General features: G+C 71.9%; 16 protein-coding genes. 3 read left to right on the top strand and 13 right to left on the bottom strand.

Annotated features, from left to right (window positions below; all coding sequences use genetic code 11):
- Positions 1-68: 68 nt before the first annotated feature.
- The 3 genes from cmk to SOM35_RS02325 all read right to left on the bottom strand — a co-directional run bounded on the left by cmk (position 69) and on the right by SOM35_RS02325 (position 2,939).
- Positions 69-764, bottom strand: coding sequence for a (d)CMP kinase (cmk, locus tag SOM35_RS02335; protein ID WP_111075528.1), 696 nt, complete (start codon positions 762-764; stop codon positions 69-71).
- A gap of 164 nt (positions 765-928) precedes the next feature.
- The gene (locus tag SOM35_RS02330) at positions 929-2,068 is read right to left on the bottom strand and encodes a prephenate dehydrogenase (protein ID WP_320514241.1); all 1,140 of its coding nucleotides are present in this window, start codon (positions 2,066-2,068) and stop codon (positions 929-931) included.
- A 118-nt stretch (positions 2,069-2,186) separates the two neighbouring features.
- Positions 2,187-2,939, bottom strand: a complete 753-nt coding sequence (locus tag SOM35_RS02325) for a pseudouridine synthase (RefSeq protein ID WP_252727797.1) — start codon at positions 2,937-2,939, stop codon at positions 2,187-2,189.
- A 207-nt stretch (positions 2,940-3,146) separates the two neighbouring features.
- Between SOM35_RS02325 and SOM35_RS02320 the strand changes: the two genes are divergently transcribed.
- The gene (locus tag SOM35_RS02320; RefSeq protein WP_320514240.1) at positions 3,147-4,580 is read left to right on the top strand and encodes a hypothetical protein; all 1,434 of its coding nucleotides are present in this window, start codon (positions 3,147-3,149) and stop codon (positions 4,578-4,580) included.
- Here the strand turns inward: SOM35_RS02320 and scpB are convergent.
- The 9 genes from scpB to SOM35_RS02275 form a co-directional block, all read right to left on the bottom strand.
- Entirely contained in the window at positions 4,507-5,247 is a 741-nt protein-coding gene (scpB, locus tag SOM35_RS02315; RefSeq protein ID WP_320514239.1) for an SMC-Scp complex subunit ScpB, read from the bottom strand. The genes SOM35_RS02320 and scpB overlap by 74 nt on opposite strands.
- Positions 5,237-6,130: a segregation and condensation protein A gene (locus SOM35_RS02310; RefSeq protein ID WP_414648546.1), complete on the bottom strand. Its 894-nt coding sequence runs from the start codon at positions 6,128-6,130 to the stop codon at positions 5,237-5,239. The genes scpB and SOM35_RS02310 overlap by 11 nt, the downstream gene beginning before the upstream one ends.
- A complete protein-coding gene (locus SOM35_RS02305) occupies positions 6,114-6,992 on the bottom strand; it encodes a ParA family protein (protein ID WP_221850583.1) in 879 nt (292 codons plus the stop codon). Before SOM35_RS02305 ends, SOM35_RS02310 begins: the two co-directional genes overlap by 17 nt.
- 127 nt (positions 6,993-7,119) lie before the next feature.
- A complete protein-coding gene (locus SOM35_RS02300) occupies positions 7,120-7,941 on the bottom strand; it encodes an SseB family protein (protein WP_320514237.1) in 822 nt (273 codons plus the stop codon).
- A 4-nt stretch (positions 7,942-7,945) separates the two neighbouring features.
- Positions 7,946-8,692: a bifunctional 1-(5-phosphoribosyl)-5-((5-phosphoribosylamino)methylideneamino)imidazole-4-carboxamide isomerase/phosphoribosylanthranilate isomerase PriA gene (priA, locus tag SOM35_RS02295; protein WP_320514236.1), complete on the bottom strand. Its 747-nt coding sequence runs from the start codon at positions 8,690-8,692 to the stop codon at positions 7,946-7,948.
- Between the two features lie 20 nt (positions 8,693-8,712).
- Complete coding sequence (gene hisH, locus SOM35_RS02290) at positions 8,713-9,351, bottom strand: imidazole glycerol phosphate synthase subunit HisH (protein WP_111075489.1); 639 nt, start codon at positions 9,349-9,351, stop codon at positions 8,713-8,715.
- Positions 9,348-9,950, bottom strand: coding sequence for an imidazoleglycerol-phosphate dehydratase HisB (gene hisB, locus SOM35_RS02285; protein WP_111122092.1), 603 nt, complete (start codon positions 9,948-9,950; stop codon positions 9,348-9,350). The genes hisH and hisB overlap by 4 nt, the downstream gene beginning before the upstream one ends.
- Positions 9,947-11,053 carry a histidinol-phosphate transaminase gene (locus tag SOM35_RS02280; protein ID WP_320514235.1) on the bottom strand — a complete coding sequence of 369 codons (1,107 nt, stop codon included), beginning with the start codon at positions 11,051-11,053 and terminating at the stop codon, positions 9,947-9,949. Before SOM35_RS02280 ends, hisB begins: the two co-directional genes overlap by 4 nt.
- 96 nt (positions 11,054-11,149) lie before the next feature.
- Positions 11,150-11,512, bottom strand: coding sequence for a LysM peptidoglycan-binding domain-containing protein (locus tag SOM35_RS02275; protein ID WP_111075491.1), 363 nt, complete (start codon positions 11,510-11,512; stop codon positions 11,150-11,152).
- A gap of 256 nt (positions 11,513-11,768) precedes the next feature.
- Between SOM35_RS02275 and lexA the strand changes: the two genes are divergently transcribed.
- Positions 11,769-12,413, top strand: coding sequence for a transcriptional repressor LexA (gene lexA / locus SOM35_RS02270; RefSeq protein WP_111075492.1), 645 nt, complete (start codon positions 11,769-11,771; stop codon positions 12,411-12,413).
- Positions 12,414-12,486: 73 nt separating this feature from the next.
- On the opposite strand, the gene hflX is transcribed toward lexA, so the two are convergent.
- Positions 12,487-14,031 (bottom strand): GTPase HflX, encoded by a 1,545-nt coding sequence (hflX, locus tag SOM35_RS02265; protein WP_320514234.1) that lies wholly within the window; start codon positions 14,029-14,031, stop codon positions 12,487-12,489.
- Between the two features lie 61 nt (positions 14,032-14,092).
- Here hflX and SOM35_RS02260 point away from each other — a divergent pair, with 61 nt between their 5' ends.
- On the top strand, positions 14,093-14,704 hold the full coding sequence (locus SOM35_RS02260; RefSeq protein ID WP_320514233.1) for a class I SAM-dependent methyltransferase: 612 nt from the start codon (positions 14,093-14,095) through the stop codon (positions 14,702-14,704).
- Positions 14,705-14,892 lie beyond the last annotated feature (188 nt).

Raw genomic sequence — 14,892 nt, 5'->3', positions numbered from 1 at the left:
GTTTCCTTGCCGGCGGCCGGTGGGCCGCGTGTTCGTGGTTCAGGTGCGGCCGTGTGGCCGGGTTGCTGTCAGTTCGTGGCCGAGCGGGCCAGGTCGACCACCGCCTGCACGGTCTGGTCGAAGTCGAGGTCGGTGGAGTCGAGGGTGGTGACGCCGTCGGCGGCGTTCATGAAGTCGACGACCTTCGCATCGGCAGCGTCCCGACGGGCGAGGGCAGCCGAGGTCTCTTCGGCCGACTGGGTCGTGACCTCTGCCGACCGACGTGCCATCCTAACGGATTCGTCGGCCGTCAACAGGATCCGGACTTCGGCGTCAGGTGCGACCACCGTGGTGATGTCGCGTCCTTCGGTGATGATGCCCTGTCCCTCGGCCATCCGCATGACCTGGCGGAACAGCGAGACGAGCTTGGCCCGGACCTCCGGCAGCTTCGCGATGTGCGCCACCGCAGCGGTGACGTCGGGGGTGCGGATGGCGTCCGTCACGTCGACACCGCCGACCCGCACGAAGTAGTCGTCGGGGTCGGTACCGATGGCGTAGTCGAACGAGTCGAAGGCGGCGACGACCGCGGCGGGGTCGTCCAGGTCGACGTCCTGCTGCAGTGCGTGCCAGGCGAGTGCGCGGTAGGCGGCACCGGTGTCCTGGTAGCCGAAGCCGAGCGCGCGGGCGGCAGCACGGGACACGCTGGACTTGCCGCTGCCGGCGGGACCGTCGACGGCGATGACGAACTTCGCCACGAAGGCGCCCGCGGGCAGACCGGCCGGCATCGGGTCGCGCGTCGAACCGAGTTCGCCGCCGCCCTGTCCGCCCGGGCCGCCGGTGACGTCGCCGCCGCCGAGGGGTCCGGGCTGGTCGGCCGGCGTCGGCAGACCGGAGTCGGGGGCGTCCGGGCCGCCGGTGACGCCGGACTCGAGCGTGGTGTCGTTGTCGTTCAGGCCCATGCTGCTGCGATCCTCCATCCGCGACCCTCGAGTTCCTCGACGAGTCGCTGTTCGTGCTCCGGGACGACCGACACCTCGACGATGCCGATCTGCGCTCCGGGCGAGTGCTCGAGGCGCAGGTCCTCGAGGTTGATGCCGAGTTCCCCGATGGTGGTGAGGAGTTCGGCGAACTGCCCGGGTCGGTCGTCGATCAGGACGACGACCTGGGCGAAACGTGCGGTGGACCCGTGCTTGCCGGGCAGTCGCTCGACGCCGCGGTTGCCCGACGCCATCGTCTCGGCGATGGCGCGCGGGGACCCGGCCGCGGCGGGGTCGGCGAGCGCGGTGAGCACCCGGTCGAGTTCGTCACGGAGGTCGGCGAGCACCGGGCGGATGTGCTCCGCGTTGGCACCGATGATCTGCACCCAGAGGCCCGGGTCGCTCGCGGCGATGCGCGTGACGTCGCGGACACCACCGCCGGCCAGGCCGAGGGCTTCGCCGGGGGCGTCGCGGAGGCGCGAGGCCATCAGCGTCGCGACGAGCTGCGGCGCGTGGGAGACCACCGCGACGGCCCGATCGTGCGACTCGGGGTCCATCGGGACGACGGTCGCGCCGAGGTCGAGCGCCAGGTGTTCGACCACGGCTGCACGCTGGTGGCTGATGTCGTCGTGGCCGGCGATGACCCAGGGACGACCGATGAACAGGTCGGCGCGGGCGGCGGTCGGACCACTGCGTTCGCGGCCGGCCATCGGGTGCGAACCGATGTACCGCGAGACGTCCGCACCGACGGCGCGGAGGCGGTCGAGCGGCCCGGACTTGACGCTGGCGACGTCGGTGACGACGGCGTTCGGGTGGTTGCGGAGTTCACGCTCGACGACGGTCGCGGTGACGTCCGGCGGCACGGCGACCACGATCAGTTCCGGTTCGTCCCCCGCTGCTGGAGGTCGTCCGGCGCCGTAGTCGACGGCGAGCGCCAGCGCGGCCGGGGAGACGTCGTCGAGGACGACCTCCACCCCCTTGTCGCGCAGCGCCAGGCCGATCGAGGCACCGAGCAGGCCGGTCCCGACGATCCGCACCGGCCCGCGCACACGGCGGTCGATGTCGGCGCGCAACGGTTCTCCGTCGGTCGCGGTCGTGCTGGCGTCGGTCACCCGGCAAGCCTATCGAGCGCAGGTGCCCGGCAGCAGGACGGCGCCGGGCCTGTGGAGAAGTCCCCACCGGGCCCGGCGCCGTCCGTGTCGCGGTCGGTCCGCGACGGTCGACCGATCGTCAGTCCGTGCTCTCCGCGTCGTCGTCGCCGGTTCGGGTGTCCGCGGTCCGGGCGATGCCGAGCAGCTTGCCGAGCTCGACCGTGGTCAGCTCGCGCACCTCGCCGGGCGCCAGACTGCCGAGCTGCAGCGGTCCGAACGACCGGCGCACGAGCTCGAGGACCGGGTGCCCGACCGCTTCGAGCATGCGGCGGACGATCCGGTTGCGTCCGGAGTGCAGCGTGATCTCGACGAGCGACTCCCCACGCGAGGACTCGAGCAGCCGCGCCTTGTCGGCGGCGATCTGACCGTCCTCCAGCTCGATGCCCTCGAGCAGCATCTGCAGCGTCGAGGGGACCATGTTGCCGTCGACCTTCGCGACGTAGGTCTTCGTCACGCCGAACGACGGGTGCGCCAGGACGTGGGCGAGCCCGCCGTCGTTGGTCAGGATGAGCAGCCCGGCGGTGTCGAAGTCGAGTCGGCCGACGTTGAACAGCCGCTCCTCGAACTGGTCGACGTACTGCGACAGGTCGGGACGGTCGTGCTCGTCCTGCATGCTCGAGACCACACCGGTCGGCTTGTTGAGGACCACGTACCGCCGGGAGGTGTCGGTCTGCACCGGCACCCCGTCGACCGCGACCTCGTCGGTGTCCGGGTCGACGCGACGACCGAGCATGTCGGCGACCTCGCCGTTCACGGTCACGCGGCCCTCGGAGATCAGGTTCTCCGCGACTCGACGGCTCGCCACACCGGCAGCGGCGATCACCTTCTGCAGGCGCTCACCGCCTTCCTGGAGGTCCGGCTCGCCCCCGGCGGTCGTCGTCCCGTCCGCCGGGTCCCAGTCGGGGATGATCGGGCGTTCGGGCGTGCCCTCGGCGGGCCGCCCGGCGTCGTCGCGCTCCCCGGCCGGGAGGGGCGTCGTCCGCTTGCGTGCGGGGTCGTTGCGCGGGCTGGTCGTGCCACCGACGTAGCGGCGGCCGTTGTGCCACACGCTGCTCGGGGCACCGTCCGGGCTGCGACGGTCCTCGCGGCGGGGGTCGGTTCCGCGCTCGGCGCCACGGTCGTCCGGACGACGGGAGGCTCCGCGGTCGTCACGCCCGCGGTACCCACCGCGCTGGTCGTCACGGCCGCCGCGGTCGTCACGGCCGCCGCGGGAGTCGCGTCCCTGGTACCCGCCACGCTGCTCGTCACGGCCACCGCGGGAGTCACGCCCCTGGTACCCACCACGGTCATCGCGTCCACCGGTCCGGCTGTCACCGGTCCTGCTGTCACTGGTCCGGCGGTCGCCGGCGTCGTCGCGGCGCACGAAGCGGCCGCGGTCGTCGTCACGGCTCACGAAGCCGCCACGGTCGTCGCTGCGTCGGTCGGCGCCGCGCGTGTCGCGCTCGGGACGTCCGCGGTACCCACCGGCAGCGCGGTCGTCGTTGCCGCGGTACCCGCCGGAGGGACGGTCGTCCCGCCCGCGGTACCCACCGCTGCTGCGGTCGTCGCCGCCGCGGTACCCGCCGGTCGGACGGTCACCGCCGCGCTCGTCGCGCCCACGGAACCCACCGGTCGGACGGTCCCCACCACGGTCGTCACGCCCACGGAACCCACCGGTCGGACGGTCTCCGCCGCGGTCATCGCGGCCACGGAACCCACCGGAGGAACGGTCGTCACGACCGCGGTACCCACCACTGCTGCGGTCGTCGCCGCCACGGAAGCCACCGGTCGGGCGGTCTCCCCCGCGCTCGTCACGCCCGCGGTACCCACCGGTCGGACGGTCCCCACCACGGTCATCGCGCCCGCGGAACCCACCGGTCGGACGGTCCCCACCACGGTCATCGCGGCCACGGAACCCACCGGAGGAACGGTCGTCGCGACCGCGGTACCCACCACTGCTGCGGTCGTCACCGCCACGGTACCCACCGGTCGGACGGTCACCGCCGCTGCGCTCGTCGCGCCCGCGGTACCCACCGGTCGGACGGTCACCACCACGCTCGTCACGCCCGCGGAACCCACCGGCCGGACGGTCCCCACCACGGTCATCGCGCCCACGGAACCCACCCGTGGGACGGTCACCGCCACGCTCGTCACGCCCGCGGTACCCACCACGCTCGCCGCCACCGGCCCGGTCGTCGCGCCCGCGGTACCCGCCGGAGGAACGGTCGTCTCCCCCGCGGTACCCACCACGGTCGCCGCCACCGGCGCCACGGTCGTCGCGTCCGCGGTACCCACCGGAGCCGGCCCCGTCGCGTCCGCGGGGTGCGTCGTCGCGGCGACCCGCGCCTCCCGGCCGGTCACCGCCCGGACGTCCGGACCCGCCGCGGCGGTCGTCGTCTCGTCGTGCACGGTCGTTCTGGTCAAACCCGGCCATCGGGGATCCTTCCGGTCTGCCCGAAACCGTCCGCGCCGTCCTCCAGGAGGGGCGAGATGAGCGGAAGCTCGTCGAGCGAGTTGATGCCGAGCTGCTGGAGCAGCAACTCGGAGGTGACGTAGTTGATCGCGCCGGTCTCGGAGTCGGTGAACGACTCCTCGATGAGGCCGCGCGCGACGAGCGTGCGGACCACGCCGTCGACGTTGACGGCCCGGATCGCGGCGATCTGGGAGCGGGTGATCGGCTGCTTGTAGGCGACCACGGCGAGGGTCTCGAGGGCCGCCTGCGACAGGCGCGCGGGACGTTCCGCCTCGACGAACTGCTCGACGACGGCGTCGAGTTCGGCACGGACGTAGAAGCGCCAACCGCCGCCGACCTCGCGGAGTTCGAAGCCGCGGCGAACGGTGCCGTCGACGCCGTCGAAGTCGGCGACCAGGCGGTCGACGGCCTGCCGGACGACCGGGACCGGTGCACCGACGGCGGCGGCGAGGGCGACGAGGGACTGCGGCTGGTCGGCGATCATCAGGATCGCTTCGAGCTGCCGGTCGACGGGAACGTCGGCGGGCCGGTCTGCGAGCGCGTCCGCGGCGGCTGCGGCCGGGGCGGCTGCGGCGCCGCGCAGATCGACCTCGATCGCACGGGCGTCCTCGATCTCGTCCGCCCCGCCCGGCTCGGCGGATCCCCCGGCGCGCGACCGAGCGCCGTGCGCGTGCACGTCATCCGTCATAGTCGGCTCCCAGGTTCGCGAGGCTCTCGTCCGTCCAGTCGAGCGCGGTCCACCGGAGGACCAGTTCCCCGAGCGGTTCGAGTTGTTCGAACGAGATGGAGGCGTTCCGGTACAGCTCCAGGATCGCGAGGAAACGAGCCACCACGATACCCGCCTGGTCGACCCCGGCGATGAGTTCCCGGAACGTGACGTCCGGCGTGCCCTCGTCGGCGCGGGTGCGGAGGACCGACACCACGATGGCCGCCTGCTCCCGGATGCTGACCGCGGGGGCGTGCAGGTGGTCGAGTCCGACGGTCGGGATCTCTCTCGGTGCGAAGGCCAGCGCCGCCATCGCCGCGAAGTCCTGCACGGACAGCGTCCAGACGAGTTCGGGCGTCCGGGCGCGGAACCGCTCCTCGAGCCGGACGCTCCGCACGTGGCGTCGCGACTCGGCACCCCAGCGGTCGCCGAACCAGTCCGCCGCCTGCTTGAACGCCCGGTACTGCAGCAGTCGGGCGAACAGCAGGTCGCGGGCCTCGAGCAGGGCCACGTCCTCGGCGTCGACGAGTTCACCCTGCGGCAGCAGACCGACGATCTTCAGGTCGAGCAGGGTCGCGGCGACGACCAGGAACTCGCTCGCCTCGTCGAGTTCCTCACTCGACGAGGCCTGCCGCACGTACGCGATGAACTCGCCGGTGACGACGCTGAGGGCGACCTCGGTGATGTCCAGCTCGTGCTTCGCGATGAGCGACAGCAGCAGGTCGAACGGTCCGTCGAAGTTGCTGAGACGGACCCGGAACCCGGGTGCCGTCGTGGTGCCGACCGGCGCGTCGGTCGCACTGTCGGCGTGTCCGGCCGATGCGGACGGGAGGCTCGTGGCCGGGTCCTCAGGCGACGGCGCCACGCTGGACGAGCTCTCGGGCCAGCTGCCGGTAGGCATGGGCCGCAGCGTGGTCCGGAGCCGTCTGCGTGATCGGTCGCGCCGAGACGGTCGCGTCCGGGAACTTCACGGTGCGCCCGATGACGGTGTCGAGGACCCGGTCGCCGAAGGTCTCGACGACGCGCTCCATGACCTCCCGCGAGTGCAGGGTGCGCGAGTCGTACATGGTCGGCAGGATGCCGTCGAGCAGCAGTGCCGGGTTCAGCCGGTCCCGCACCTTGTCGATCGTCTCGATGAGCAGGGCGACACCGCGCAGGGCGAAGAACTCGCACTCGAGCGGGATGAGCACGCCGTGCGCCGCGGTGAGGGCGTTCACGGTGAGCAGGCCGAGCGACGGCTGGCAGTCGATGAGGATGACGTCGTAGTCGTTCGACACCTTCCGCAGCACGCTCGCCAGGATCTGCTCGCGAGCGACCTCGTTGACCAGGTGCACCTCGGCCGCGGACAGGTCGATGTTGGCGGGGATGACGTCGAGCAGCGGCACGTTCGTCGGCTGGATGACCTGGTTCGGGTCCTTCACGGCGCCCATCAGCAGGTCGTAGACCGTGGGGATGTCGTGCGTCCGGACACCGAGGCCGGCGGACAGGGCACCCTGCGGGTCGAAGTCGACGGCCAGCACCCGGCGGCCGTACTCGGCGAGCGTGGCGCCGAGGTTGATGGCGGTGGTGGTCTTGCCGACCCCGCCCTTCTGGTTGCACAGGGAGATGATGCGTGCGGGACCGTGGCCGTCCAGCTCTTCCGGCACGGGGAACGCCCGCACGGGCCGACCGGTCGGACCCGTGACGATGTCGCCGGTGCCGGAGGCTGTCGTCGGGATGCTGCTCACCGGGCCATCGTACCGGCGCGCTCGCACGGGGTCGGGCCGCACCGCCGCGCGGGGTGCGGGTCGGGGCGGACGGAGGGCGCGCCTCCCGGCTGTGTCCGACCGCGCCCGGTTCCGGTCCCGGTGCCGTTCAGGCGGCGCGGAGGGCGACGCGCATGCTGTCGACCCGTTCCGCGATGACCGGGTCGCTCGCCCACCGCTGCTGCAGGCGGCCGACCAGCTCGGCGATCTGCTCGCGGTCGAGGCCGGCGATGAGTCGGAGGCCGACGGTCAGCTCGGGCCCGGCGAACCGCGACAGCGGGTCGCCCGGGGACAGCTCGATCCGGACCACGGCGGGCTCGGTCTCGATCGTGCCGGCGAAGGCCCGCGCGACCTCCGGGTCCTCGGAGCACGGCGTCCACGGCAGGTCCTGGCCGAGCGCCCACACCGCGGGACGGCGGAGGACGAACTCGGTCGCTGCCGTCGGGTCGAGCACGACGAGCTGCGTGTCCTCGCTCGCGGCGGCCATCGCGACCCGACGGGACTCGACCGGGATCGGGCGGGCGTCCGCGTCCCACGAGCGCATCGCCTCGACCGAGGTGAAGGCGGGCATCACCGCACGACCGTCGGGACCGGCGACCGTGATGATCGAGAGTTCCTGGGTCTTGTCGACGATCCGGCCGTCGGGGGTCTCCCCGACGTCGCCGGCCTCGGCGACGAGCGGGATGAGCAGGCGGGCGGTGCGGAGGGCGTCGACGACCGCCGCGTGCGGGCCTCCGGACGCGACCGCGGTGATCGCGGCGACGACGGCGGGATCGGCCAGGCCGTCGTCCTCGGTGAAGGTCGTGTCGTGCGCGTCGAACGTGCGGCCGGCCCACGGGTTGCCGGCGGAGTCGCCCGCGTGGTCGTGGGCAGGCGCTGCCTGCTCGTCGGGGTCCGGGCCGGCACCCCGGCCGTTCGAGATGCCCGCCACGCGGCTACTCCGACGCGATGTCGAGTGCGGCCGGCAGCGTGAACGCCCCCGCGTACAGGGCCTTGCCGATGATCGCGCCCTCGAGCCCGTGCGGCACGAGTTCGCGGAGCGCACGGAGGTCGTCGAGCGTCGAGATGCCGCCCGAGGCCACCACGGGCTGGTCGGTGCGGTCGCAGACCTGGCGGAGCAGGTCGACGTTCGGGCCCTGCAGCGTGCCGTCCTTGGTCACGTCGGTGACCACGTACCGGGCACATCCGGCGTCCTCGAGCCGGTCGAGGACCTCCCAGAGGTCGCCGCCGTCCTCGGTCCAGCCGCGGGCGGCCAGGGTGGTGCCGCGGACGTCGAGGCCCACGGCGATCTGCTCGCCGTACTGCCCGATCACCCGGGCTGCCCACTCGGGGTTCTCGAGCGCCGCGGTGCCGAGGTTCACCCGGGCGGCACCGGTCGCCAGGGCGGCCTCGAGCGAGGCGTCGTCGCGGATGCCACCGGAGAGTTCGACGGAGACCCCCTCGACCTCCCGGATGGCGTGCGCGATGACGCGACGGTTGTCACCGCGACCGAACGCAGCGTCGAGGTCGACGAGGTGGATCCACTCGGCGCCCTGGTCACGCCAGGTGCGGGCGGCGGCGACCGGGTCGCCGTACCCCGTCTCGCTGCCGGCTTCGCCCTGGGTGAGGCGCACCGCCTGGCCGTCGACGACGTCGACCGCGGGCAGGAGGACGAGGGGCTGGGTGGTGGAGAGCTCGGTCATGGTCCCGTCGGGATCGGGGGTCACAGCGACGAGACCCAGTTGCGGAGGAGGCGGATGCCGGGCTCGCCGGACTTCTCCGGGTGGAACTGCGTCGCGCTCAGCGGGCCGTTCTCGACGGCGGCGATGAAGCGTTCCCCGTGCTCGGCCCATGTCAGCTTCGGCGCGCGGAACGGACCGTAGGCGTCGAGCGGGAAGTCGGTGACCCCGTAGGAATGCACGAAGTAGAACCGCTCGTCGCGGAGGCCGTCGAAGAGCACCGAGTCCTGGGGGGCGTCGATCGTGTTCCACCCCATGTGCGGCAGCACGTCGGCCTTGATCGGCTCGACGACGCCCGGCCACTGCCCGAGGCCCTCGACGTCGGCGCCGCGCTCGACACCACGGGCGAAGAGGACCTGCATGCCGACGCAGATGCCGAGCACCGGGCGCCCACCGGCCAGACGGTGGTCGACGATCTCGCCGCCGCGCACCCCCTCGAGCTGGTCGACGACGGCCGCGAACGCGCCGACGCCGGGGACCAGGAGTCCGTCGGCGGCGAGAGCCGTCTGCTTGTCGTTCGAGAGCGTGACGTCGGCGCCGGCGCGTTCCAACGCCTTCGCCGCCGAGTGGACGTTGCCGGAGCCGTAGTCGAGGACGACGACGTTCGGGCGGGTGGAGCTCACAACGTGCCCTTCGTGGACGGGATGCCGTCGACGCGCGGGTCGAGTTCGACGGCACGGCGCATCGCGCGGGCGAAGGCCTTGAACTCAGCCTCCGCGATGTGGTGGGGGTCGCGTCCGTCGAGGACGCGGAGGTGGACGGTGATGCCGGCGTTCATCGTGATCGCCTCGAACACGTGACGCACCATCGAGCCGGTGAAGTGCCCACCGATCCGGTGGAACTCGAAGCCTGCGGGCTCCCCGGTGTGCACGAGGTAGGGCCGGCCGGAGACGTCTACGACCGCCTGTGCCAGAGCCTCGTCGAGCGGGACCAGGGCGTCGCCGTAGCGGCCGATGCCGGCACGGTCGCCGAGTGCCTGGCGGAGCGCCTGCCCCAGGACGATGCCGGTGTCCTCCACCGTGTGGTGCACGTCGATGTCCGTGTCGCCCGAACTCTGCACGCGCAGGTCGATCAGCGAGTGCTTGCTGAACGCGGTCAACATGTGGTCGAAGAACGGCACGCTGGTCGAGATCTCGGACGTCCCGGTGCCGTCGAGGTCGAGCGACAGGGAGACGGTCGACTCACTCGTCGAGCGGGTGATCTCGGCGGTGCGCGCGGTCATGCTGCAACCCTAACGGGCGGCTGCTCGGCGGCGACCGCACGCATGGCGTCGAGGAACGCGGTGGTCTCCTCGGTCGTGCCGGCGCTGACGCGGAGGTGGTTCGGGATGCCCAGGTCGCGGACGATCACGTCGCGCTCGAGCAGCGACTCGAACGCCGCACGTGGGTCGGCGACGCCGCCGAACAGGACGAAGTTCGACCACGTCTCGTGCGGCTGGTACCCCATCGCCCGCAGCTCGGTGACCATCCGGTCCCGCTGTCCGCGGATGTCGTCGACCATGCGGAGCATCTCCGGGGCGTGCCGGAGGGCCGCGACCGCCGCCGCCTGGGTGAGCGCGGACAGGTGGTACGGCAGGCGGACCAGGCGCAGGGCGTCGATCACCGCGGGGTCTGCTGCGAGGTACCCGACGCGGGCGCCGGCGAACGCGAAGGCCTTGCTCATCGTCCGGGAGACCACCAGGCGCGGGCGACCCGGCAGCAGGGTCAGTGCCGTCGGCTGGCCGGCGGGCATGAACTCGGCGTAGGCCTCGTCCACCATCACGATGCCGTCGGTGGCGTCGTACACGGCCTCGATCGTGGCGAGGTCGAGCGGCGTGCCGGTCGGGTTGTTCGGGCCGCAGAGGAACACCAGGTCGGGCTGGTGTGCGCGGACGGCGGCGACGGCGGTCTCGGGAGAGATGCGGAACTCGGCGTCGCGGTCGGCGGCGATCCACCGGCTGCCGGTGCTCGAGGCGATGATCGAGTGCATCGAGTAGGTGGGCGGGAAGCCGAGCACACTGCGCCCGGGGCCGCCGAACGCCTGCAGCAGCTGCTGGATGACCTCGTTCGAGCCGTTCGCCGCCCAGATCGACTCGGCACCCAGGCCGTGGCCCAGGTACCCGGCGAGGGACTGCCGCAACTCGGTGAACTCGCGGTCCGGGTACCGGTTCACGGTCGTCAGGGCCTGGCGGATCGAGGCGACGATGTCCTCGGCCACGTCCTCCGGCACCGGATGGGTGTTCTCGTTGACGTTGAGCTGCACGCGGACGTGCTTCTGCGGGGCGCCGTAGGGGCTCTGCCCGCGCAGGTCGTCGCGGATGGGGAGGTCTTCGAGCGTGGTTGCCACCGATCCATCGTAGGCCGCGCTGCCCGCGTGGGGACCGGCCGTCCGGACGGTCATGCCAGGGGCGAACGCCGACCTGCCCGGTCCGTCAGGAGCAGATCAGTGCTCGTACTGCGTGGGGATCGAGATCTCTTGCCCGGCCTGCACTGCGGAACCGTTGAGCGCGTTGAGGCTCACGACGTCCTGGATGAAGTCACGGGGGTCGGTGTTCGGCGCGGTGTCCTCGGCGACCTGCCACAGGGTCTCCCCCGGCTGGATCGTCACGGTGTCGAAGTGCACGTTCGCCGCCCGGTCACCGGCCGAGGCCTGGCCACCGTTGAGCATCGCGATGCCGACGCAGAGCAGGACGGGCACGGCCGCGAGGGTGGTGAAGACCACTCGCCCGCGACGGGTGAGACGGAGGCGCGTGCGCGCTGCGGGTGCTGCGGTGTGCTGCATGTCCGCGATGGCGTTGGTGCTCATGTCGTTGCCTTCCTGCTTGCGTTGGTGCCGGTCCGACCGTGTTGGTCGTCCGAAGCCGTGTACCGAACATACGTTCGAGTCAGAAGTTGCACAACCCCCAGGACGGGATTTGTGGGGAGTTTTCTTGCGACACGCTCGAACAGGTGTTTGTCCGACATGTCACGGTCGGATACTGTTTCGATCGACTGGAGCAAGTCTCGCGGGGGCCACTGACATTCCTGCGAGTCGCTGTTCCACTCCGGACGAAGGGCGTGACGTGGTGGACGAACTGCGCGGACAGAAACCGTTGACGGCGAAGCAGCAGTCGATCCTCGACGCGATCCGAGCGTCGATCGCGAGCCGGGGCTACCCGCCGAGCATGCGCGAGATCGGCGACGCGGCCGGGCTCTCGTCACTGTCGAGCGTGTCCCACCAGCTCGGGCAGCTCGAGCTCGGTGGCTGGATCCGCCGCGACCCGAACCGCCCCCGTGCGCTCGAGGTCCTGGTCGACGAGCCCACGCCCGACTCCGACGGCCCCGACGTCGACGCCACGACACTCGTGCCCCTGGTCGGCCGGATCGCCGCCGGTGTCCCGATCACCGCCGAGCAGCACGTCGACGAGATCATCCCGCTCCCCCGTCAGCTGGTCGGGACGGGTGACCTCTTCATGCTCAAGGTCGTCGGCGAGTCGATGATCGACGCCGCCATCTGCGACGGCGACTGGGTCGTCGTCCGGTCGCAGCAGACGGCGGAGAACGGTGACGTCGTCGCCGCCATGCTCGACGAGGAAGCGACCGTCAAGGTCTTCCGCCAGCGCGACGGCCACACGTGGCTGCTCCCCCGCAACACCGCGTTCGAGCCGATCCTCGGTGACGCGGCGACCGTCCTCGGCAAGGTGGTGGCGGTCCTCCGCTCCCTCTGAACCCGCAAGACAGCAAGACGACGGGAGGCGCGGTGCCAGCTGGCACCGCGCCTCCCGTCAGTCAGGCCCGCCGTCAGGCGGAGGCGACCGGCGCGACCACGTACGGGTCGAGCTCCGCGACCTCCCGCTGGAAGACGCGCACCCGGAGGCGCGTGCCCTCCTCCACGTAGTCGAGCGACTCGACCGCCCCGGAGTCGTGCAGGTGCGACACGAGGTCGCCGCGCGAGAACGGCACCACGACCGTGAGCTCGACGTCCGGCTCGGGCAGGCGCGCCTCGATCGCCTCGAGCAGGTCCGGGATCCCCTCGCCCGTGCGGGCGGAGACGAACACGGCGTCCGGCGCGAGCCCGAGCAGCAGCATCCGCTGGGTGTCGTCGACCAGGTCGGCCTTGTTGAAGACGACGACCTCGGGGACGTCCCGGGCACCGACGTCGCCGATGACCTCGCGCACCGTGGCGATCTGCGCTGCCGGGTCCGGGTGCGAGCCGTCGACCACGTGCACGATGACGTCCGCGTCGCCGACCTCTTCGAGGGTGGAGCGGAATGCCTCGACCAGCTGGTGCGGCAGGTTGCGGACGAACCCGACGGTGTCGGTGAACGTGAATTCGCGGCCCTTCGCGGTGTTCGTGCGGCGGACCGTCGAGTCCAGCGTCGCGAACAGCTGGTTCTGGACGAGCACGCCCGCGCTCGTCAGGCGGTTGAGCAGCGAGGACTTGCCGGCGTTGGTGTAGCCGGCGATCGCGACGCTGGGGACCTCGTTGCGGTTGCGCTCCGCACGCTTGGCTTCACGCGCGGGGGTGAAGCCGGCGATCTGTCGTCGGAGCTTCGCCATCCGCGTGTGGATCTTGCGGCGGTCGAGCTCCATCTTGGTCTCACCGGGGCCACGGGAGCCCATACCTGCACCGCCGGAGACCTGACCACCGGCCTGTCGGGACATCGACTCACCCCAACCACGCAGACGCGGCAGCAGGTACTGGAGCTGCGCGAGCTCGACCTGCGCCTTGCCCTCTCTGGTGGAGGCGTGCTGGCTGAAGATGTCGAGGATGACGGCCGTGCGGTCGATCACCTTGACCTTCACGACGTCCTCGAGCGCACGGCGCTGCGAGGGTGCGAGCTCGGTGTCGGCGATGACCGTGTCGGCTCCGGTGGCCTTGACGACCATCGCGAGCTCCTGGGCCTTGCCCTTGCCGAGGTAGGTCGCCGGGTCCGGGTTCGGACGGCGCTGCAGCAGCCCGTCGAGCACCACGGCGCCGGCGGTCTCGGCGAGGGCCGACAGTTCGCGGAGGGAGTTCTCGGCGTCCGTGGCGTCGCCCTGGGGGTACACGCCGATCAGGACGACCCGCTCGAGCCGGAGCTGCCGGTACTCGACCTCGGTGACGTCCTCGAGTTCGGTGGAGAGGCCGCCGACCCGGCGCAGTGCCGCGCGGTCCTCGCGGTCGTACTGTTCGCCGTCGCCGTCCCAGCCCTGCTCGTCGATCGAGCGGGTCTGGATCGCCTGTGCCGGCGCGAAGATGGAGGAGGCGGCGCGCTGGTCGGCGTTGCGCAGCACTCGTTCGACGACACCGTCGGCGCTGTCGTCGTGGATGGTCTGTTCGTCCTGCTGATGGGTATCCGTCATGCTGTCCACAGGGTACCTCCGGAGGCCTCGGGACACACGGGGTTCCCGGTACGGTTCTTCCATGGCGAACGACCACTACTTCTCGGCCACCCCGGAGAGCGCGGCACGACCGCGGCAGATCCGGGTGACCCTCGCCGGTCGGACCCTCGAACTCACCACCGCGGCGGGCGTCTTCAGTCCCGACGGCATCGACCGCGGCACGAGCGTGCTGCTGCAGAACGTGCCCACTCCGGCTGTCGACGGTGACCTGCTCGACGTCGGCTGCGGCTGGGGTCCGCTGGCGATCACGATGGCCCTGCAGTCGCCGGACACCCACGTGTGGGGCGTCGACGTCAACGAGCGGGTCCTCGACCTGGCGCGGACGAACGCGGCCGCCGCCGGTGCCGACAACGTCACCGTCGGGCTGCCGACGGAGATCCCGGCGGACCGGACCTTCGCCACGATCTGGTCGAACCCGCCGATCCGGGTCGGCAAGGACGAACTGCACGACATCCTCCGCACCTGGATCCCCCGCTTGGCGGTGGGCGGCGACGCCTGGCTGGTCGTCTCGAAGGACCTCGGTGGGGACTCGTTGCAGCGCTGGTTGCAGCAGATGCTGGGCGACGGCTTCACGGTCACGCGGGCGACGACCGACAAGGGCTTCCGCGTCATCCAGGTGCACCGCACGGCCTGACGGGGCGTCACGCGGTCATGCGCGCACGCGGTCGCGTGGTCACGCGGTCACGCCCTGGAGGCGCGGATCACCGCAGCGACGTCGGCCAAGGTGATCCGGGCCTCCCGTCCGGCGTCACCGCCACCCGACGTCAGCACGGCGGCGCCGCCACCCGACGTTGAGACGGCCGCGCCGCGGGCTGTTGCTCT

The organism is Curtobacterium sp. CFBP9011, from assembly GCF_034045095.1.
In the GTDB taxonomy this organism is placed as follows: domain Bacteria; phylum Actinomycetota; class Actinomycetes; order Actinomycetales; family Microbacteriaceae; genus Curtobacterium.
Note: the sequence above shows the minus strand (reverse complement) of the source record. Positions and strands in the feature narration are given on the sequence as shown.